Here is an 18,989-nt window from a genome sequence, read left to right on the forward strand (position 1 = left end):
GTTTCTCCTTAGCAAAAGGGAAAGAGCAAATAACTAGAAGTTTTTGTCTTGTTTGAAATCACACTAGCAATTTTGTCGAGTGTAGCGTCTTCCGCGATTATATTACAAAATAATCGAAATAGACGCACCTACACAACTACTCGCACGGTTGCACAAAGATATCTTTTTTGCTAGCAGTACTTAACCAACATACAAACTATCAGAATGTTATTTTTTTATAGGCAGATAGGTGTTATGAGAGTGATACGCTCGTTTTTAATTTTATTATGTTTATTTCCTTACTTAGGATTTTCTCAAGTTTCTGTAGGGTTAGATCGTATTTTCAACGATGAATCTTATATTTCTTGGATTCGTGGTAAGAAAGTAACATTAATTTCTCATAATGCTGCTATTAATAATGAAGGAAAGGATGCCTTATCTGTTTTTCAAGAGCATAAAGATCTATGCTCCTTGAATATCCTCTGCACATTAGAACATGGCTATTATGGTACTGCACCTGCAGAAACTCCTGGAACTGCTCCAGGAGTTCAAGGAGTGCGTACAGTGTCTCTCTACGGTATTAAAGACATCCCTGAATGTGCTGTGCAAGGTAGTGATGTTTTAATCTATGATGTACAAGATATTGGAGTGCGTTCCTATACTTTCGTTTCTTCATTACTTCATTTAGTTTGTGCTGCACAAAAGTATAAAAAGACTTTGATCATCTTAGATCGTCCAAATCCTATGGGAGGTAGGATAATCGATGGCCCCCTGCCTGCGTCTCAATCGGATTATACTCCGGAAATTCCTTATTGCTATGGGATGACTCCCGGCGAACTAGCGTTATTTTATAAAGCAAAGTATGCCCCCTATGCTCAAGTATCTATTGTTCCCATGCAAGGATGGAAACGTTCGATGACATTCTCTCAAACTGGATTAAACTGGATTCCTACTAGCCCACAAATTCCTGATGCACAAACGACTTTTTTCTATGCAGCAACGGGGATTATAGGAGCTTTATCTGTATCAAGTATTGGTATAGGTTACACTCTTCCTTTTAGAGTAATTGGAGCGCCCTGGATGGATGGTAATCTTGTTGCGAAGAAGTTAAATGAAGCGCGATTACCAGGAGTAAGGTTCTATCCTTTTTGTTACGAACCTTTTTTTGGTAAATATAAAATGGAATTTTGTTCAGGAGTTTTACTTATGTTAGAAAAGCCTGAAGAATTTCTTCCCATGGAAACGCAGTGTACAATTTTAGGAACTCTAAAGACTCTTTATCCTAAACAAGTTGAGAATGCTTTTAAAGCTTTGGAAAAAATTCCCTTACGAAGAACGTCTATTCATCGTTGTCTAGGAGAAGAAAAGTTTTTATATATTTGCCAAAACGAGCGGTATATTATTTGGCCGTTAAAAAAATTATGTATTGAAGGCAGAACAAAGTTTGAAAATATACGTAAGCCCTTCTTAATAGCGGACTATGGTGATTAAAAGTAATTTCCTCTAGGGATTCCTCTGTTTGACAGGAATTTTTGTTGTTTCTATAAGCGACCTTATAGGGTCGCCTTATCCCTGGAATCTAGGGGAGACATAGAAAAAACGTGTCTAAAATATTCAAGAATCGATTAGAAGGGCTTAGCGCGTTAAATCGAGGCGTGCGTGCTTTAGCTAAGGCCGTCACCTCAACCTTAGGACCTCAAGGGTCCCATGTTGTTATCAAAAAAGATCTTTCCCCTCCTTACGTCACAAAACACGGTGCTTCAATAGCTAAAGAGATCCATTTATCTGATGTTTTTGAAAATACTGGTCTAAAACTTGCTAGGGAAGCTGCATTACAAACGGAAGCTCAGATAGGGGATGGATCTACCACAGCTATTGTGCTCACAGATGCGTTATTTTCTTCGGGACTCAAAGGTATTGCCGTTGGATTAGATCCTTTAGAAATCAAACAAGGAATTCAACTTGCTGGAGAAATGTTAGATAGTGAGCTTACTAAGCTCGCAGTTGAAATCAATGAAACAGAAGATATATTTCATATAGCTACAACCTCAGCCAATTATGATGCATCCATTGGAAAAATCCTTTCCGATGCTATAGCTCGGGTAGGAATTGAGGGAGTTTTTGTAGTAAAAGAAGGACTAGAGACTACTTTACAAACTACGACACATGTAGGATTCAATTCGGGATATTTATCTTCATATTTTATAACGCATCCCGAGACGATGGAAGTCATCTATGAAAATGCGTCTATTTTATTGTGTAACCAGACATTATCTTCTTTAAATCAATCGTTTATTCATTTTTTAGAACAGACCTTCCAAACGAGTTGTGATCCTTTAATTATCATCGCGGAAGATTTTGATCCTCAGCTTCTCTCTATTTTGATTGTTAATAAACTGAAAGGGAACCTTCCTGTATGTGCAATAAAGGCCCCGGGATATGGGCAACAGCGTAGAGAAATTTTAGAAGATATTGCTATTTTGACAGGAGCCACTCTTGTAGGAGATTTATTAGGAATTTCTTTAGATAAGAGTAGTTTAGATATTTTAGGTCGGGTAGGGAAAATCGTTGTTAAACAAAATACAACTGTTTTTTTTGAAGGGAAAGGAAACCAGGAAAGAATAGAACAACGTATAGAATATTTGCGACAGGCTATCATACATAGTAACTCTGAAATGGATACTCAGGATTTAGAAAAGCGTTTAGCCAGATTTGTTGGTGGAGTAGCTCGGATATATTTAGGAGCCACGACAGAAAACGAATTCAAAGAAAAGAAAATTCACTTAGAAAATGCTTTAAAATGTATAAAATCTGCTTTTAAAGAAGGTTGTCTTCCTGGAGGAGGTTCAGCCTTAGCCCGCGCAGCATCTATCGTGAAAATCCCTGAGCAATTGTCTAAGGGAGTACTGTTTGGGTGTAAGTGCATGTTGCAATCCGCAGAAGTTCCTCTTAGAGTCTTAGCTACGAATTGCGGGAAAGTTCCAGAATATGTAGTAGATACTGTTTTAGCGCATCCAGACCCTTACTTTGGATATAATTGCATTAATGATACTTTTGAAAATTTAATTATTTCAGGAGTGTTTGATTCTTTCACAATGATTAAATTTGCTTTGAAATATTCTATTTCTATCTCTTGTTTACTTTTGAGTAGTTCGTTTTTGATTGCAGACTCTTCGGAAGAAATGCAAAATCCATCCTTTCCGGAACCCTAATTTTCGAAGGATGCATAAGTAAATAAATTTTATACATCCCCTGATATAGTAATGTCTTTTTGGTTTAGAAAGATCTTTTTTTCAAAGATAAGGAGAAAGACTTGATCATTTGGCCTAACTTGACTACACTTTTTATCGAAAGAGCTGTGCACCAGTAGCTCAGTGGATAGAGTACCTGGCTACGAACCAGGTGGTCAGAGGTTCAAGTCCTCTCTGGTGCGATGCATAATCATAAAAAATAGGGTGGTAATGGGATCGCTATTTATTGGGAAGACTGCCCCAGATTTTTCTGTACAAGCAGTCGTTGACGGCGAAGTAAAGAATGTTTCTTTGAAAGATTATCGTGGTAAATACGTTATTCTTTTCTTTTATCCTAAAGACTTCACTTATGTGTGTCCTACGGAGCTTCATGCTTTCCAAGATTCTTTAGAAGAATTTGAAAATCGCGGTGCACAAATCATTGGTTGCTCCGTTGATGATCTCGATACTCACAAACGTTGGTTAGATACTGACAAAAAATCTGGAGGAGTTAAAGGTGTTACTTATCCTCTAGTTTCTGATACAACTCATGAACTTTCTAAACTCTATGGTGTATTGGACTCTCAATCCGGATTGTCATTCCGTGGATCTTTCTTGATCGATAAGGATGGTATAATTAGACATATGGTAATCAACGACCTCCCTTTGGGTCGTTCTATAGATGAAGAGCTCCGTGTGTTAGATGCTTTGATTTTCTTTGAAAATCATGGACTCGTATGCCCCGCAAATTGGCATCAAGGGGAGAAGGCTATGGCTCCTAATGAAGAAGGCTTAAAAGAGTACTTCGGAACCATTGATTAGAAAACTTTATTAAAAGTTAATAAATCATAGAGATCTTGTTCGAAAAACAAAAGAAAGCTCTTGTATTTTCGACAGAGAGATTTAGAGGCTTCTATAATGTGTTGGTCTCCAACACCTGGAAGGCCCATGGCGATAATATTTTTTAAATTAGTTTGAGTATTTAAGAAGTGTAGACCGAAAAAATAACTATCTACGCAATACCCTTCTTCTTTCACTCTGAAATAAAGCACATTGTAGTCGTACATCAAAGCTTGTATCGCTAAGGCTATTCCTGACCTAGTTGTTGCAGATCTTCCACCAAGATGGTCATAAAGATCTGCCGTAGTGCGACATAGGTAAGCAGTGTCGTAGCTTCCTTTTTCTGCTTCACCAAATAAAGCAATTGTCAATTTCATTGAATTATGGATAAATCGGACTTTATTTCCGATCCTACAAAAGACTTTGTTTATTATCTATAGTTAGAAGTAAATATTAGTTATCAAAAAACTGATGTTTATTTCTTATTCTCTGGCAAACAAAGCTTTTGATTAGCGTAAATAACATCAGAATTTAATTTATTAAGTCTTTTTAATTCTGATACGGGAATTTTATATTTCGCAGCGATTTTACCTAGGGTTTCACCAGGTCTCACAATATGGATATGTGAGGGTACCTCATCAGAAAGATCGGTGTAAGTTTCAGGAGAAGAGCCATCAACAAGAGCTAAAAGAGAACGGCGTAAGAGACGAATATCTTGCGAGAGAGTCTTATGGTCTTTTTGTATTTCTTGAAGTTTATTATTTAGAGTGGCTTGAATGTCCTTTACAGAAGCTGTAAGGACAGCAACAGTTTTCGCTAGAGTTTTTTGTTCAATTTCTAATTGCTGAATTTGTTTTGTAAGAGATTCTGGTTTCGCAGAAGACAATCTTTGAATTTTACCATCTTGTTCATCTATACGGTCTGCTAGTATCTGTATTTCAGCTTCATGACATAATAACTTTGCAGAAGTATCCTCAACTTCTGCAAGCACAGTTTGTATGGATGGGGTTTTCCCCGCAGCATCCATAGGGAGGATAATCCCCAGGCACAACCATAATCCACAGGAGAACAAATGTTTATAATTAACGTGCATGGACTTTAAATTCTGTACGACGATTTTGTTGCCAAGCAAGCTCGTTATGACCGGAGTTTACAGGCTGCTCTTTCCCGTAAGATATAGTAAATAATCGCTCTGCAGAAATTCCTTGTTTAATTAGATATTGTTTAACAGCATTAGCGCGTCGCGATCCTAAAGCTAGGTTATATGCTGCTGCACCACGCTCATCAGTATGACCTTCTATATATAATGTTGTTCTTGGAGACTTCTGCATTTGGCGAACAAGACTAGATAAAATAGCTAAATTTTCTTCACCTTTTATTGTGTAGCTATCAGTGGCGAAAGTAATATTTCTAAAAGTAACCGATTGACTACTCGTTTTATATAATTGCTCTTCCTTGGAATCGTAAGTATCTGCGAAATTTTGATTCATTTCATCATCAGTATAAAGGGGAACAAAAGCGAAATTTTGTTTTCTTCTTTTTGGATGCTGACAATCTTCGCAAACGGTATCCCAATCACCACAAGGATAAGAGCAAGAAGGTAAAGCGAAAAGCGCAAGTAGTAAACAACTCAGAACGCTTAAATATTTCTTTTTCATAAGATTCTCTTTATTGGTTGTTAGGGAATCCTCCCCAGGAAGGAAAACGTTTTTCCCCCACTCCTATAACAATTTTCTTAGTTTTTTGGGTAATCAGACTTAATAAATAAAGCTCTGACTCTCCTGAATTTCCTGCACTATAAACAAGATGATGACTATCAATAGCCCATGAAGGTCCTTCCTTGTCTGTAGGAGTTGTTGTTAGTTGATAATCTCTCCCTGTAGAAAGATCGTACAGACAAATTTGACGAACTCCCTTAATTACAGAGCAAAAGGCTATTTTTTTACCATCTGGAGACCATGAAGGGCAACTGCTATTTCTATATTTTTTCGTGAGTAAACGTGGAGTTTGAATTTCTGGATCTATTTGGATAATGTATAAGCGAGGTCTACCATCTTTATTAGAAACGAAGACTAGCTTAGAACCATCGGGGCTGAAAGAAGGGTTTCCTTGAGTTCCGAAAGTTTCATTCAGTACTCTTCGTGGTTTCCCCACAGCACCTCTTGATAAAGAGAAACTCTGAAGAAACAGATCAGGATTCCCGTAGGTGTCCGAAATAAAAGCTAAGAGTTTCTTCCTAGGAGAAAATGTAGGCATAAACTGATTCCCTTGTAAATTGAGAACCTTTTTACCCATAGTGTTCTCTAGAGAACCTAGGAAAATTTTAGGGATACCAAATTTATAAGAGACATAAAGATAAGGGTTACCACTTCCTATGTTCATCCAATTGGGAGTGATGGATAAAGAATTGTCTTGCGTAAGAGCACACAGGTTGCCTCCATCATAGTCTACAGACCAAAGTTCTCCCTGTTTTAATTCACAATCTTGTGGATTTTTGCTTAACGAGAAAACAATTTTCCCCGAGCTAATTCCAGGAACGCTAGTGAGAGCATAATGAATCTTATCTGCTGCTTCGTGTATTTTTTGACGGTTACTAACATTATTTTCTGTAAGTACTAATGAATGAAATGGCTGATGGTTTTGAGAACCTCTAGCTATGGTAAATACGATTTCGGGATAACGAGAAACAATGGCAATACTAAAAGGAGTAGAAAGAGTTTCAGATTTGACGAGAGAGGGCTGGAGGCGATCTCCGAGAGCTAAATCGCTAATGAAGGTATTACATAATGTGCGTAGATATTTTTGTTGTTTTGCATCATTAGGACCTATCTTCAATTCTACGTGAATTGGTAATAGGGAGATCTCAGAACGTACGGTAACTTCTAAATCTTTAGCATAGAGGGAAACTATCCCAAAAATAAGGAAGGCACTGACAAATATACGTCGTATCATTCCGACAGCCCCTACTGTGTTAAGATTCACTACTCAGGAGTTTAATATGAAAAGTGATATTTTTCGAGATTTTGTATTTGTCTAGGAATTTTTTAAAAGGAATTTCATGAATTCGCATAAGAACGAGTTGTTTTTCAGCTTCGCTAATTTCGGATAATAAAACACATTCCTGGAGTTTCCCTTGAGGTGTTAATACAAGTTTTACTCGAACCTCCCCAGAAAAGGGTAAAACAATATATTCACGAAGTAGTTGGCACAATTCTTCTTCTTGAGTTGCTGCTAAAGATGAGTGTATGGCGAGTTCCCTGCTTATGGGGAGAGAAATATCCGCAAGTCGTGCATCACTATCATCGAGGTGTTTTGAAAGTGTTTTTGCAAGATCAGCAATAGTTTTGAGTTTGGCGTCTTTCTCGACTTTTTTCTTTACAGAAGTTTTAGCCTCTGCCTGTGATTTTAATTCGGATTTTTCTTTTTCTACCGGTTTAAGGTTATCGATTTTTTTCTTGTTAGCAGGAATTTTCGGAGGATATTGTTGAGGCTGTTCCTGAGCAATAGTTTGTTTTTTTTCTGTTTTGACTACTTGCTTCTGTGATGGAGGTGTTGCTATTGTGCATGTTTTTGTAATGGAAAGAGACTCATTCAAAATAACGAGCTTTTCTTTAAAAGGTAGGAGCTTAGGTTGTTTTTTTTGCACCGGAGAATATGCAAGGAGAACAATACAGACTCCGTGGAGAAAAGTTGCAAAGAAAATATAAGGAAGCGTCTTTTTCATAATTAGCTTTTTAAAGCTATATGGAGTTCGTGAAATCCTGCTGATTCTATCGTAGTTTTTACTTCTTGGTATAATCTAAAAGGTGTATCGCCATCTTGTAATAGCAGAGGCACTCTATTTGGGTTTCGTTGATATAGAAGGGTCAGTTGTGTTTTTAATTCCATTAAGGAAAGAACCTGATCATTTAATGTGATCGTATGATCTGCTAATACTTTTATTGTTGTGGGAAGCTCTCCATCTTTCCCGAGAACCTTATGTTCTTTGGTTCCTGGAGCTAGAGCTATGGAATCAAGACGTATTAAGGGCATCGCAATCATAAATGCCATCAAAATAACAAAGACAATGTCAATTAACGGAGTGAGATTGACATTGGGATCTTCTTCACTATCTTCAACGATAATACGTTTCATAAATTTGTCTGACGATACTTAACTTCTATAGAATTTAACAGCAAATATGCTGTCTGCTCTATTTCTAGAATTAATCGAGAAGAATGAGCTTTAAGATAGTTAAACCCAATTAAAGAAGGAATCGCAACAAATAGCCCCACAATTGTTGTTCCTAATGCTGTCGCTAGCCCTTCCATCATTGCTGTTCCTCCAGCCTGTCCCGAGCTAATATGAGAAAAAGCTACCAAAATACCCCAAACAGTCCCTAAAAGACCTAAAAAGGGTGCTAAGCTAATCGTCGTAGCAGGGATAAAATTGTTTTCATGCATAATTGCACGATATTTGGGCATAATCGCTCCTAGTAGAGTCTCCAGAGACTGAATGTCTTCAATAGACAACACTGGTCCATGATCAGGAGCCTGCTGACGATTTTTATCGAGAAGTTCTAAAGTTCCTCGTTTAATAGTGAAATATAGATCTGCAAACGGATTTAGCTCCGGATGAATTTCTAAAGATAACGGAGCATGACGATTTTTTATTAAGAAATCTTTAAGAGATTTTCCTGATTTTAGAAATTTTTTTTGAATAGCAAGCTTCTGGTGTAGTACCGTCCAAGTGCACAGGGAAAGAATCAATAAGCTAAAGAATATCCCCTTACCGAAAAGATCGGCTTCTTTGAAGGCCTGGATAATTGGATTATGGGTGAATTGTAACATAGAGTAAAATTCTTTACATAATGAGGGGATTGTACAAAAGACGATCCTATCAAAATTCTGGTATAGAGCCAAGTAGGTTTTGTTAAAGAGATTTACGAAAGCATTTATAAAAATAAAACTATATATAGTGTATAATTATCTACCTGATTTAGAAATAATTGGAGTTATTTTGAATAAAATCAAAAAGCATTTTCAAACTATATTGGTAGCTTTTCTACTTTCTCTGCCTGCCTTTAGTGCGCATGGTCAGAAACTGCGTGCCGCAGAGCCCGTAGTAGAGGAAAAAGCTTTGCCTGGTGCTACTCTAGTTTCTGAGGGATCTCATATTCCTAAAGGTGGAATATTCAGATTGGGGATTAAAATATCCGCCCCTAAAGGAAGTCATATTTATTGGAAAAACCCAGGAGAAGTGGGGAGTCCATTAAGAATTAATTGGAATTTACCCAACGGGTTTGTCGTTGAGGAGGAGCATTGGCCTGCTCCAAAGGTTTTCGAAGAAGACGGTACGACATTCTTTGGTTACGATGATAATGCATTTATAGTTGCAGATATCCGCGCTCCCGAAAGTGGTGCTGATAACGAATCTATAGTATTAAAAGCCCATGTGGAATGGTTGGCCTGTGGAGAGAGTTGCGTCCCTGGGAATGTTGATTTAGAGTTGTCGTTGCCGTATCGCGATGGCGTTGCTCCTTTACATCCTGAAAGATCCATAGAGTTTGCTCAAACTCTACAATCTCGACCACGTTTATTGAAGGATGATCAGACGATTACATTAGGCCGTAGTCAAGAAGGAGAGCTTATTTTAAATATTATTGGCAGCTCAAACCGAGCAGAGAAAGCTTGGTTTATCTCAGAGAAGGCTGATAAAATCTTTGCTTATTCTGAAGAGGCGATAAATGAGACTTCCGGGACAGCTTGGAAACTTAAGGTTAAAACGCTATCGGGAGTTCAGAAGAATCAGGAATTACGAGGTGTTTTATTACTTACGGATAGCGCAGGTCGAGAGATCGAGTCTTTCGTTATCCAGGGTCAAATTAGTGATTCTGGACAAACCTCAGAATTCTGGAATTATATGACAATTATAGCGATGGCGTTCCTCGGGGGACTTCTTCTTAATGTCATGCCCTGTGTTCTGCCTTTAGTAACTCTTAAGGTTTATGGATTGATTAAATCTGCAGGAGAACATCGCTCTTCTGTGATTGTCAATGGTCTTTGTTTTACTTTAGGAGTGGTGGGCTGTTTTTGGGGATTGGCAGGAGTCGCTTTTCTTCTAAAAATGTTAGGTCATAACATTGGTTGGGGTTTTCAGCTGCAAGAGCCTATGTTTGTAGCCACCTTAATGATTGTATTCTTTCTATTTGCTTTGAGCTCTTTAGGCTTATTTGAAATGGGAACGATGTTTGCTAACCTTGGTGGGAAACTTCAGTCTACAGAGTCGGGAGCTTCTAAGAATAAAGCTGTAGGAGCTGTATTTAATGGAGTATTAGCTACTTTAGTAACAACACCTTGTACGGGACCTTTTTTAGGTTCTATATTAGGTTTGGTTATGTCTCTATCATTTATCAAGCAGTTGATGATATTCACATCTATTGGCTTGGGAATGGCCTCACCTTATCTTGTCTTTTCTGTATTTCCTAAGATGTTATCTATTCTTCCTAAACCTGGAAGTTGGATGAGCACTTTTAAACAACTTACTGGATTCATGTTATTAGGAACGGTAACTTGGCTGGCCTGGATTTTTGGTTCAGAAACAAGTACTACAGCGTTAATTTTTTTACTTGCTGGGTTGTGGCTTGCTGGACTAGGAGCATGGATTTTAGGGAAATGGGGAACTCCTGTTTCTCCTAAGAAACAGAGAGTATTCGCTTCGACATTATTTTTTGGATTTGTTGCGGGGGCCCTATCATTGAGCTTTATAGCTTCAAGAAATTTCACAGAAGAAGTAGAAACTGTAGTAGTTCAGGGAGGAAGTTCCTGGCAGCCCTTTTCTGCAACAAAACTTGCGCAGCTACGTAAAGAGGGACAAGCTGTATTTGTAAATTTCACAGCTAAGTGGTGCTTAACCTGTCAGATGAACAAACCTGTATTATATGCAACGGCTACACAGGAGATGTTTAAAGAACGCGGGGTAGTTACTCTGGAAGCAGATTGGACACGTAAGGACCCGGGTATTACTGAGGAGCTAGCGCGTTTAGGACGTGCAAGCGTTCCTTCCTATGTCTATTATCCTGCTGATCAGTCGGAACCTATAGTGCTTCCTGAAAAGATTACGCAATCAGTTCTTGAAGATATGGTTTTTTCGAAAAATTAATCTATAACTTTAGATGTTAGACTTTTTAGAGTGTATTTGAATAAATACACTCTTTTTTTTCTTAATTTAAGAAATGCTTCTTAAAAGATCGATTTTTTTGAAGATATTTCATTAGGAGATGTATGATTGTACATTTCCTCGTGTCAAGATTTTAAGGAGAAGGGTTATGGATTTAGCTGATGCGCATTTACATCTTTCGGATGAAGCATTTATGGAAGATGCTACTGATGTTATTCACCGTGCAAAAGATTCCGGAGTTTCCCTCTTTGTTAATGTAACAACAACTATTGACGAGTTGAATAAATCTTTTGATTATGCAGAGCGTTTCCCAGAATTGCGTTTTTGTCATGTTGCTGGAACTCCACCCCAAGATGCCCATACAGATATAGATGAACATTTTCAATATTTCCAAGGTTTAGCTCAGTCTGGAAAATTAGCTGCTATTGGTGAGGTAGGCTTAGATTATTGTTTCGGCGCAGATGATTCAGCTAAAGAGCGTCAGAAAGAGGTTCTAAAGAAATATTTGTCTTTAGCTTTAGAATGCGAATTGCCTTTGGTTGTCCATTGTCGTGGTGCTTTCGATGATTTTTTCCATATGATAGATCAATACTATCATCATGATGAACGCTCCTGTCCTGGGATGTTGCATTGCTTTACAGGAACTTTAGAAGAGGCTAAGGAGCTCATTTCTCGTGGATGGTACGTCTCTATTAGTGGGATTATTACGTTTAAAAATGCTCAGGATTTACGTTCTGTAGTTGCCCAAATCCCTCTTAACCATTTGTTAATAGAAACAGACGCTCCTTTTCTAGCCCCAACTCCTTATCGTGGTAAAAAAAATGAGCCGGCTTACATCACATATACAGTTGAGACTATTGCTAATATTCATGGTATCGACTCTCAAGAGCTTGCAGATATAGCTCGAGGTAATATTCTACGATTTTTAGAGGGTCGTAAAAAAGGTTAGCCTTATCTCTAATTTGCTAGTAAAAATAGCTTCACATAATTCTATTTAAGCTTTTATGGTTGCTAGAAAAAGAGATTGTGAAATAAAGGCTTACGATGAACGAAAGGGAAGCATGTTCTGAGATGACTCAGAAGCCATGGAAGTACTACACCAGCTTTGTTTTACGTTGTGTTCATTCTTTAGCGGGAGTTGCATTTACGTTGTTTCTTTGTGAGCATATGTTTACGAATATGCTTGCTTCTTCTTATTTTAATGAGGGAAAGGGATTTGTTCAGTTGGTGAGTAAATTCCATCAGATTCCCGGTCTGAAGATTATAGAAATCACCTTTTTAGCATTACCCTTTATAACTCATGCTGTCATAGGTATAGTTTATCTTTTCCAGGCCCAGAGTAATTCTGGGAAGTCTGATGGTAGTAAACCTGCTTTAATTTATGCGAGAAACATTGCTTATACTTGGCAGAGAAGAACAGCATGGATTTTACTTTTTGGGCTTATTTTTCACGTTGTTCAGTTTCGTTTTCTTCGTTATCCTGTTCATGTAGAGCTGCATGGACAAACATATTATGTTGTGGATATTGATTCCTCTCGCTATTCGGCGATAGTCCGTGGCACCAAAGGATTTTTCACTATAAATTTTTCAGCTCCTCAAACGGGAACTATCCGTTTGGATAAGGAGGATCTAGAAGGTAGCGCTGTTTCTAAATTGTCAGGAAATAAGGAATATCTTCTTACGCCCAATGTAGGGACGGCTTTTCTGTATATTGTTCGTGATTCTTTGGGATCCTTATGGATGGCCATTTTCTATACTATACTTGTGATAGCTGCTGCGTTTCATGGGTTTAATGGTTTTTGGACATTTTGTTCCCGGTGGGGAGTTGTTATATCTTTACGGTCTCAGGCTCTTTTACGTAATTTGTGTTATTTTGCCATGGTTGTTGTTGCTGCCATGGGCATTAGTGTGATTTGGAATTTGTATAGCGTGGCATAAGATTATGGAAGCACAGGGTTGTAGAGTTATTGTCGTTGGTGGTGGTTTAGCAGGGTTATCAGCGGCCATGAAATTGGCGGATTACGGTATTGTTGTTGATCTCGTATCATTGACAAAAGTAAAAAGATCTCATTCTGTATGTGCTCAGGGAGGAATAAACGCTGCTCTTAATCTTAAACATGAAGAAGCAGATTCTCCCTACATACATGCATACGATACAATCAAAGGTGGTGATTTCCTAGCAGATCAGCCTCCTATTTTAGAAATGTGTTTGGCTGCACCCAGAATTATCCGTATGTTGGATAATTTTGGATGTCCTTTTAATCGTACTCCTAATGGAGAATTAGATGTGCGTAGATTTGGAGGGACTCTATATCATCGTACAGTGTTTTGTGGAGCCTCTACGGGACAGCAGCTTATGTATACCCTAGACGAACAGGTACGTCGTCGAGAAAGTCAGGGGAAGGTTAATAAATTCGAAAATCATGAATTTGTAAGATTAATTACTAACAGTTCTGGAAGGACCTGTGGGATTGTATTGATGAATTTATTCAATAATCGTCTGGAAGTTCTTAAGGGAGATGCTGTCATTTTTGCTACAGGTGGCCCAGGAGTTATTTTCAAAATGTCCACAAACTCGACATTTTGTACAGGAGCAGCAAATGGGCGATTATTCTTACAGGGAATGACCTATGCAAATCCAGAGTTTATTCAAATTCACCCTACAGCAATTCCTGGTATTGATAAGCTACGGTTAATATCTGAATCTGTTCGTGGTGAAGGTGGACGCGTTTGGGTTCCTGGAGATGCCTCAAAGACAATCATTTTCCCTGATGGTTCGCAACGTCCGTGTGGAGAAACAGGAAAACCTTGGTATTTCTTAGAAGAAATGTATCCTGCTTATGGAAACTTAGTTAGCCGTGATGTGGGCGCTCGAGCTATCTTACAGGTATGTGAAGCAGGATTGGGAGTTGATGGACGCATGGAAGTCTTTTTAGATGTTACTCATCTACCGGCCTCCACACGGCATAAGCTAGAAGTCGTTTTAGATATCTATAGGAAATTTACTGGAGAAGATCCTGATAAAGTCCCGATGAGAATTTTCCCAGCTGTGCACTATTCCATGGGTGGTGCTTGGGTAGATTGGCCTGCTGCGGATGATCCTGATCGTGATAGTCGTTATCGTCAAATGACAAATATTCCAGGATGTTTCAATTGTGGGGAATCTGATTTCCAATATCACGGAGCGAATCGTTTAGGAGCAAATTCATTATTATCTTGTTTATATGCGGGACTTGTTGCTGGAGAAGAGGCAGCGCGTTTCATAACTGCTTTTGGCTCTTGTCCAACAACCTCTACAGATTTTTCTGATGCTCTTCAGCAAGAGAAGGAAGAAAATGCTCTTTTACTTTCAAGAAGTGGAGGTGAGAATATCTTTGTTTTACATGAAGAGATCGCTAAAGTCATGATTAGAAATGTTACCGTGAAACGAAACAACAAAGATTTAAGCGATACTCTAGAACAGCTGAAAATATTTAGAGAGAGACTCCAAAAGGTTTCTGTACATGATTCTTCACAGTTTGCCAATAAGACGTTTCATTTTGTACGTCAGATGGGCCCTATGATAGAGCTAGCATTAGCAATTACAAAAGGAGCGCTATTGCGAGATGAATTCCGAGGTTCTCATTATAAAGAAGAATTCCCGAAACGTGATGATGTCCATTGGCTAAAGACAACATTAGCATCATATTCTCCTGAAGAACCTGAGATTACTTATAGACCGGTAGATACACGTCATGTGGAACCTACATTACGAGATTATACAAAATCTTCGACAGGGAAAATCGAGTTTGCCAACGTTCCTGAAATTATTCGTTTGCCCATATAAATAAAGAGAGGACTATGGATATTCCTGAAACTTTTATATTGAAAATCTATCGGGGAACCCCGGGAAAGCAATATTGGGAAAGTTTTGAATTGATGTTACATCCAGGAGAGAATGTAATCAGTGCTCTTATGGAAATTGAAAAACGTCCTGTAAATACCCTAGGAGAAACAGTAAATCCTGTTGTATGGGAGCAAGGATGTTTAGAAGAAGTTTGTGGTTCTTGTTCATTATTAGTAAATGGTACACCTCGTCAGGCATGTACTGCGCTTATAGAAGAGTACATAAAAGAAACAGGATCTCGAGAGATTGTTTTAGCTCCATTAACGAAGTTTCCATTAATTCGTGATCTTATTGTTGATCGTTCAATCATGTTTGATAATTTACAAAAGATACAAGGTTGGGTAGCTGCTGATACCGATGGAGAAAATTGTGGTGTGAAGGTATCACAAGAACAGCAAGAGTTAATGTATGCCTTATCTATGTGTATGACATGTGGATGTTGTACGGAAGCTTGTCCTCAAATTAATGAGCATAATGATTTTATCGGGCCGGCAGCTATTGCTCAGGCACGTTTGTTTAATACGTATCCTGGAGATAAGCAGTCTAAAAAACGTTTACGTACGCTTATGGGGAAGAAAGGTATAGAAGGTTGTGGGCAAGCACACAACTGTGTACGTGTATGCCCTAAAAAACTCCCATTAACAGAAAGTATTTCTGCAATGGGAAGAGAAATTTCCAAATATTCTTTAAAATCTTTATTTCGTTCGATTTTCCAAAGAAAGAAAAAAGATAGTGATGAGGATTAGAAAAATCCTTTAGGCATATGACTACGGTATCCTGGAGGCGGCGGCATACCATAATCTATAGGATTTGCATAGAGTGTCCAAGGTCTTGATACAGAAAGTAATTTGTCTATGTTTTCCAATGGATATCCTTGCAAACCGGCATAGTTAAATTGCCAGAGATCGATTTCTTGGGTTCCTGGATGAAGAATAAATCCGAAATAGCTGTATGCCCAATTACTATCTCCAAAGAGTAGAGGAGCTGGGTAGGCGAGATTATGATGGCGCATAGCTGTCGCTAATCTTAAAAAGATGTCCTCTTCAAAATACAACTGCTGATAGCTCTCCATCATCAATCCTTTAAAAAGATGACGAATCTCTCCCGACGATAATAAGGAGAAACTGGGAATAAATCGTTCTATGAGTTTATTGAACTTTTCATAAGTAATTCGCGAGGAAATTCCCAAATAAGAGCAAACATTATCTAAAACTTCTGGGAGTTGTTGATCAGAAGTATAGGGAATATCTTGGACAATTTGATGAGCTAAGCGTCTTTGATATAAGAGGAAGATATTTTTTGATCTTGGTAGAGTTTCTTGTAAAAATCGCGAGGCTTTTTCATAGAGTTCGGGAAGTAATAAAGAGTGGTCAGAACAGAAATCATGAAAATCATAAGTAATTTTTTCTAGGCTATATTTCGTGCAGAACCTTTCTATAAATGTATAGATTCCCTGTTGATCTAATACAGTGTCGGCTAGGAAATCTTGATGATTTTTTACCCAAACATCGCGTAACCAAGTATAACTATACCAGTCGTTGTTCCAAGCTTCACGAAATAAGGGAGACCCCGCAATTACAGAAAATACATGTGTTGGAGAAGAAGCTATTAATGAATGCGAGCCGTCTTCTAAATAGCTTTTTATTGCTGACGGCAGATCTTTTAAAGCGTCTGAAAAAAAAGCAGCCAACTCGTGAGCATTTTCAGGATGTTTTTCGATGTGTGTAAGTTCTTCAGAGTTTTCGAAATAATCTTTCAATAAAGATTCTACTGTTCCTCCAGAAACATATACCCAAGGTGTATGGGAAATTTTATCTAAATTATTAAGAATAGGTTGTGGAATAGGAAGGTTATAACCTTCAAGGATGCGTGTTATGGCAGCTTCTTGGAAAGAGTTCTTATGAAGAGAAGAGATAATACGATGGATAAGAGCCGAAGTTTCTTTTTCTAATCCTAAAACTCCGTGTTTTCCTAAAAGCTCTATTTCTGTTGAGGAAAAGAATTCTGATAAAAAACTGATGAATTCATTAATCGAATAGATTGCAGACCATGTGTTTGGATGAGTTCTTCCATGAGTAAAAAGAATACGAAATCCTGCGGGAGAATCTGCGTAAAGATGAGAGAATTCTTGGATGAAGGCGTCATAAGAGCTACGGAAGTATTGTGGAATAATCTTTGTATAAAAAGAGAGTAGAAAATTAGGAAGCGCGAAGAGTTTTTTTGCTTTTTCTTGAGCAGTATCCCAGTCATAGAGAGCTTTGTTGAGCTCTTGGCGAAAACGCAAATGATCCATGAGCAATATCTTATTGTCTTGTTCATTTAAAGGATTTCTCATGCGACTTTCTATGTATTCAAGCTGAGCGCGTGCTTCATTATAAGTTTGCTCGCACTGCTGTATAAGATCACGAGCATTATCAACTTCTTCTTCTACAAACGTTTGGATAATATGGGCTAGGCTATCAGGATCATCATGATGCCATCCTAGAGCTACACGAATATGATTTAGAGTTGATGAATCGTTAGAATCAGCAAGAGTTGCTAATGTATATTCCCAGGATTTCAATAGAGGATTTTGCGTATCACCGATAAAGGCTGATTTGGCTTGTTCGTAAGCGGTGAGGTAACTATAGACTCTTTGTGTTTGCGAGAGCTTATGAGAATTTTCAATAGAGAAAAAGACCTGCTCTTTACTGTAGAACCCTTCTTGAAATAAGATAGAGCGTACCGAACTCGCTGTAATTTGATAATGATGCAGTAACGTACTTTGAATGACTTCATTAGCTGTTATGATATCATCGACATGCTGTAGTTTCTTTAGGAGATATTCGTGAGCCAAGATTTGTTGAACACGAACTTGAGGGTTATCTAAAGTATCCACGATACCAGCAGCTTCGAAAGCTCGTTGTAAACCTGGAGATGCTGAAAGTTTTGCTATGGGGTCAGGATATAAATCTAATATTCTTAAGGGCTTGAATAATTCTCCAATGCATCCTGATAGATTTATAGGTACGGAGACTTCTCTTGTGCCTATGATTCTTGTAAGTTTTCCCGAAGTCAATAGATCATCAATATCTTTTATGAATAGCATAGGATATTCTTGATGAATGACAATAGCAAAAGCCGTTGCAAAGCAAGAGCCAACATCTTGACGTAGGTAACAAAACATTGCTGTGAGTGCTGCTTGACGTGCATGAATAGGCGTTAAAGCAATTTCAGGAGGTAAAGCTAAAGTATTGCGAATGAGATCTTGAATGCTCTTATAAGAGGGAACAAAGAGCTTTTTGATTCTTTCTTTAATCTCAGATTCTTTTTTGATAGCTTGAAGCATTTTTAGCAGATGTTCTCTAGGCTTAGCTTCATTATGTCTATGAGGGCCTAGAGGGTAGAGGCATTTTGTTAGATGTTCTATAGCTTTTACAACTTTAGCTACATCGATCTCTCCATTTTCTGCGAGGATATAACGTGCTGTATTTCTTGCTATAGTGAGATTTTTTGCTGCGAGAGGCGATTGTAGAGAGGTCGTTTGATAGGCACGAAATAGATCATTATCTTCTGAGCAGAAGATCTCTTCTAATTCATTATGCTTTTGCTTAAGAACTAGTGAATCAAAAACAAAAAAATCCAGTCGTGACATAGGAAATACAGAGAAAACTTTGGGCTTTTCCCATTTCTTATCATGAATTCCTGGTTTCTGTCAGCAAGCGATTCCCTGAAGGAAAACTCAAGAAAAGTTATTTTAGGAAGAGCAGATTATTAGTCCTCATAGAATGAATAGGATGGATGCACTATAAGGAAAAGCGCATAAAAAGCTTCAAGAACTACTGTTAGGAAGTTTTTATCATTTTGTAAGAAAAGACGTTAATGGATAACATGTTCCGTTTTAATTTTAAACTAAT

The 18,989-nt window shown here is 38.0% G+C and carries 16 protein-coding genes and 1 tRNA gene; 9 read left to right on the forward strand and 8 right to left on the reverse strand.

What is annotated here, in order from left to right:
• Positions 1 to 234 precede the first annotated feature (234 nt).
• The 4 genes from O1W70_RS03105 (at position 235) to O1W70_RS03120 (ending at position 4,031) form a co-directional block, all read left to right on the forward strand.
• Positions 235 to 1,470, forward strand: a complete 1,236-nt coding sequence (locus O1W70_RS03105) for an exo-beta-N-acetylmuramidase NamZ domain-containing protein (RefSeq protein WP_332380856.1) — start codon at positions 235 to 237, stop codon at positions 1,468 to 1,470.
• A 110-nt stretch (positions 1,471 to 1,580) separates the two neighbouring features.
• Positions 1,581 to 3,191, forward strand: a complete 1,611-nt coding sequence (locus O1W70_RS03110; protein ID WP_332380858.1) for a molecular chaperone GroEL — start codon at positions 1,581 to 1,583, stop codon at positions 3,189 to 3,191.
• 148 nt (positions 3,192 to 3,339) lie between these two features.
• Positions 3,340 to 3,412 (forward strand) — tRNA-Arg (locus O1W70_RS03115).
• A 28-nt stretch (positions 3,413 to 3,440) separates the two neighbouring features.
• Complete coding sequence (locus O1W70_RS03120) at positions 3,441 to 4,031, forward strand: peroxiredoxin (protein ID WP_332380859.1); 591 nt, start codon at positions 3,441 to 3,443, stop codon at positions 4,029 to 4,031.
• Here O1W70_RS03120 and O1W70_RS03125 read toward each other — a convergent pair.
• The 7 genes from O1W70_RS03125 to O1W70_RS03155 form a co-directional block, all read right to left on the reverse strand.
• Positions 4,028 to 4,426, reverse strand: coding sequence for a hypothetical protein (locus O1W70_RS03125; protein WP_332380861.1), 399 nt, complete (start codon positions 4,424 to 4,426; stop codon positions 4,028 to 4,030). The two genes, O1W70_RS03120 and O1W70_RS03125, sit on opposite strands and share 4 nt — an antisense overlap.
• Positions 4,427 to 4,524: 98 nt before the next feature.
• Complete coding sequence (locus tag O1W70_RS03130) at positions 4,525 to 5,142, reverse strand: LysM peptidoglycan-binding domain-containing protein (RefSeq protein ID WP_332380862.1); 618 nt, start codon at positions 5,140 to 5,142, stop codon at positions 4,525 to 4,527.
• On the reverse strand, positions 5,132 to 5,707 hold the full coding sequence (locus O1W70_RS03135; RefSeq protein WP_332380864.1) for an OmpA family protein: 576 nt from the start codon (positions 5,705 to 5,707) through the stop codon (positions 5,132 to 5,134). The genes O1W70_RS03130 and O1W70_RS03135 overlap by 11 nt, the downstream gene beginning before the upstream one ends.
• Before the next feature lie 10 nt (positions 5,708 to 5,717).
• A complete protein-coding gene (tolB, locus tag O1W70_RS03140) occupies positions 5,718 to 7,001 on the reverse strand; it encodes a Tol-Pal system protein TolB (RefSeq protein ID WP_332380866.1) in 1,284 nt (427 codons plus the stop codon).
• A 19-nt stretch (positions 7,002 to 7,020) separates the two neighbouring features.
• Positions 7,021 to 7,773 (reverse strand): inclusion-associated protein, encoded by a 753-nt coding sequence (locus tag O1W70_RS03145; RefSeq protein WP_332380868.1) that lies wholly within the window; start codon positions 7,771 to 7,773, stop codon positions 7,021 to 7,023.
• Between the two features lie 2 nt (positions 7,774 to 7,775).
• A complete protein-coding gene (locus O1W70_RS03150; protein ID WP_332380870.1) occupies positions 7,776 to 8,183 on the reverse strand; it encodes a biopolymer transporter ExbD in 408 nt (135 codons plus the stop codon).
• Positions 8,180 to 8,878, reverse strand: a complete 699-nt coding sequence (locus O1W70_RS03155) for a MotA/TolQ/ExbB proton channel family protein (protein ID WP_332380871.1) — start codon at positions 8,876 to 8,878, stop codon at positions 8,180 to 8,182. The genes O1W70_RS03150 and O1W70_RS03155 overlap by 4 nt, the downstream gene beginning before the upstream one ends.
• Before the next feature lie 169 nt (positions 8,879 to 9,047).
• Here O1W70_RS03155 and O1W70_RS03160 point away from each other — a divergent pair, with 169 nt between their 5' ends.
• From O1W70_RS03160 to sdhB, 5 genes are all read left to right on the forward strand, one after another.
• The gene (locus O1W70_RS03160; protein WP_332380873.1) at positions 9,048 to 11,189 is read left to right on the forward strand and encodes a thioredoxin family protein; all 2,142 of its coding nucleotides are present in this window, start codon (positions 9,048 to 9,050) and stop codon (positions 11,187 to 11,189) included.
• Positions 11,190 to 11,355: 166 nt separating this feature from the next.
• The gene (locus O1W70_RS03165) at positions 11,356 to 12,156 is read left to right on the forward strand and encodes a TatD family hydrolase (protein ID WP_332380875.1); all 801 of its coding nucleotides are present in this window, start codon (positions 11,356 to 11,358) and stop codon (positions 12,154 to 12,156) included.
• 95 nt (positions 12,157 to 12,251) lie between these two features.
• Complete coding sequence (locus O1W70_RS03170; RefSeq protein WP_332380877.1) at positions 12,252 to 13,145, forward strand: succinate dehydrogenase cytochrome b558 subunit; 894 nt, start codon at positions 12,252 to 12,254, stop codon at positions 13,143 to 13,145.
• Between the two features lie 4 nt (positions 13,146 to 13,149).
• Positions 13,150 to 15,033, forward strand: a complete 1,884-nt coding sequence (sdhA, locus tag O1W70_RS03175) for a succinate dehydrogenase flavoprotein subunit (RefSeq protein WP_332380878.1) — start codon at positions 13,150 to 13,152, stop codon at positions 15,031 to 15,033.
• A 14-nt stretch (positions 15,034 to 15,047) separates the two neighbouring features.
• Entirely contained in the window at positions 15,048 to 15,839 is a 792-nt protein-coding gene (gene sdhB, locus O1W70_RS03180) for a succinate dehydrogenase iron-sulfur subunit (RefSeq protein WP_332380881.1), read from the forward strand.
• Here the strand turns inward: sdhB and O1W70_RS03185 are convergent.
• Positions 15,836 to 18,727 (reverse strand): hypothetical protein, encoded by a 2,892-nt coding sequence (locus O1W70_RS03185; protein WP_332380884.1) that lies wholly within the window; start codon positions 18,725 to 18,727, stop codon positions 15,836 to 15,838. The two genes, sdhB and O1W70_RS03185, sit on opposite strands and share 4 nt — an antisense overlap.
• Positions 18,728 to 18,989: the final 262 nt, after the last annotated feature.

It is taken from the genome of Chlamydia sp. 16-02, assembly GCF_042235055.1.
Lineage (GTDB): Bacteria > Chlamydiota > Chlamydiia > Chlamydiales > Chlamydiaceae > Chlamydia.

Bases quoted from the DNA above. Each gene is read 5' to 3' on its own strand.
- O1W70_RS03105 (WP_332380856.1), top strand. From the start codon at position 235: ATGAGAGTGATACGCTCGTTTTTAATTTTATTATGTTTATTTCCTTAC.
- O1W70_RS03120 (WP_332380859.1), top strand. From the start codon at position 3,441: ATGGGATCGCTATTTATTGGGAAGACTGCCCCAGATTTTTCTGTACAA.
- O1W70_RS03125 (WP_332380861.1), bottom strand. From the start codon at position 4,426: ATGAAATTGACAATTGCTTTATTTGGTGAAGCAGAAAAAGGAAGCTAC.
- O1W70_RS03130 (WP_332380862.1), bottom strand. From the start codon at position 5,142: ATGCACGTTAATTATAAACATTTGTTCTCCTGTGGATTATGGTTGTGC.
- O1W70_RS03135 (WP_332380864.1), bottom strand. From the start codon at position 5,707: ATGAAAAAGAAATATTTAAGCGTTCTGAGTTGTTTACTACTTGCGCTT.
- tolB (WP_332380866.1), bottom strand. From the start codon at position 7,001: ATGATACGACGTATATTTGTCAGTGCCTTCCTTATTTTTGGGATAGTT.
- O1W70_RS03145 (WP_332380868.1), bottom strand. From the start codon at position 7,773: ATGAAAAAGACGCTTCCTTATATTTTCTTTGCAACTTTTCTCCACGGA.
- O1W70_RS03150 (WP_332380870.1), bottom strand. From the start codon at position 8,183: ATGAAACGTATTATCGTTGAAGATAGTGAAGAAGATCCCAATGTCAAT.
- O1W70_RS03155 (WP_332380871.1), bottom strand. From the start codon at position 8,878: ATGTTACAATTCACCCATAATCCAATTATCCAGGCCTTCAAAGAAGCC.
- O1W70_RS03165 (WP_332380875.1), top strand. From the start codon at position 11,356: ATGGATTTAGCTGATGCGCATTTACATCTTTCGGATGAAGCATTTATG.
- O1W70_RS03170 (WP_332380877.1), top strand. From the start codon at position 12,252: ATGAACGAAAGGGAAGCATGTTCTGAGATGACTCAGAAGCCATGGAAG.
- sdhA (WP_332380878.1), top strand. From the start codon at position 13,150: ATGGAAGCACAGGGTTGTAGAGTTATTGTCGTTGGTGGTGGTTTAGCA.
- sdhB (WP_332380881.1), top strand. From the start codon at position 15,048: ATGGATATTCCTGAAACTTTTATATTGAAAATCTATCGGGGAACCCCG.
- O1W70_RS03185 (WP_332380884.1), bottom strand. From the start codon at position 18,727: ATGTCACGACTGGATTTTTTTGTTTTTGATTCACTAGTTCTTAAGCAA.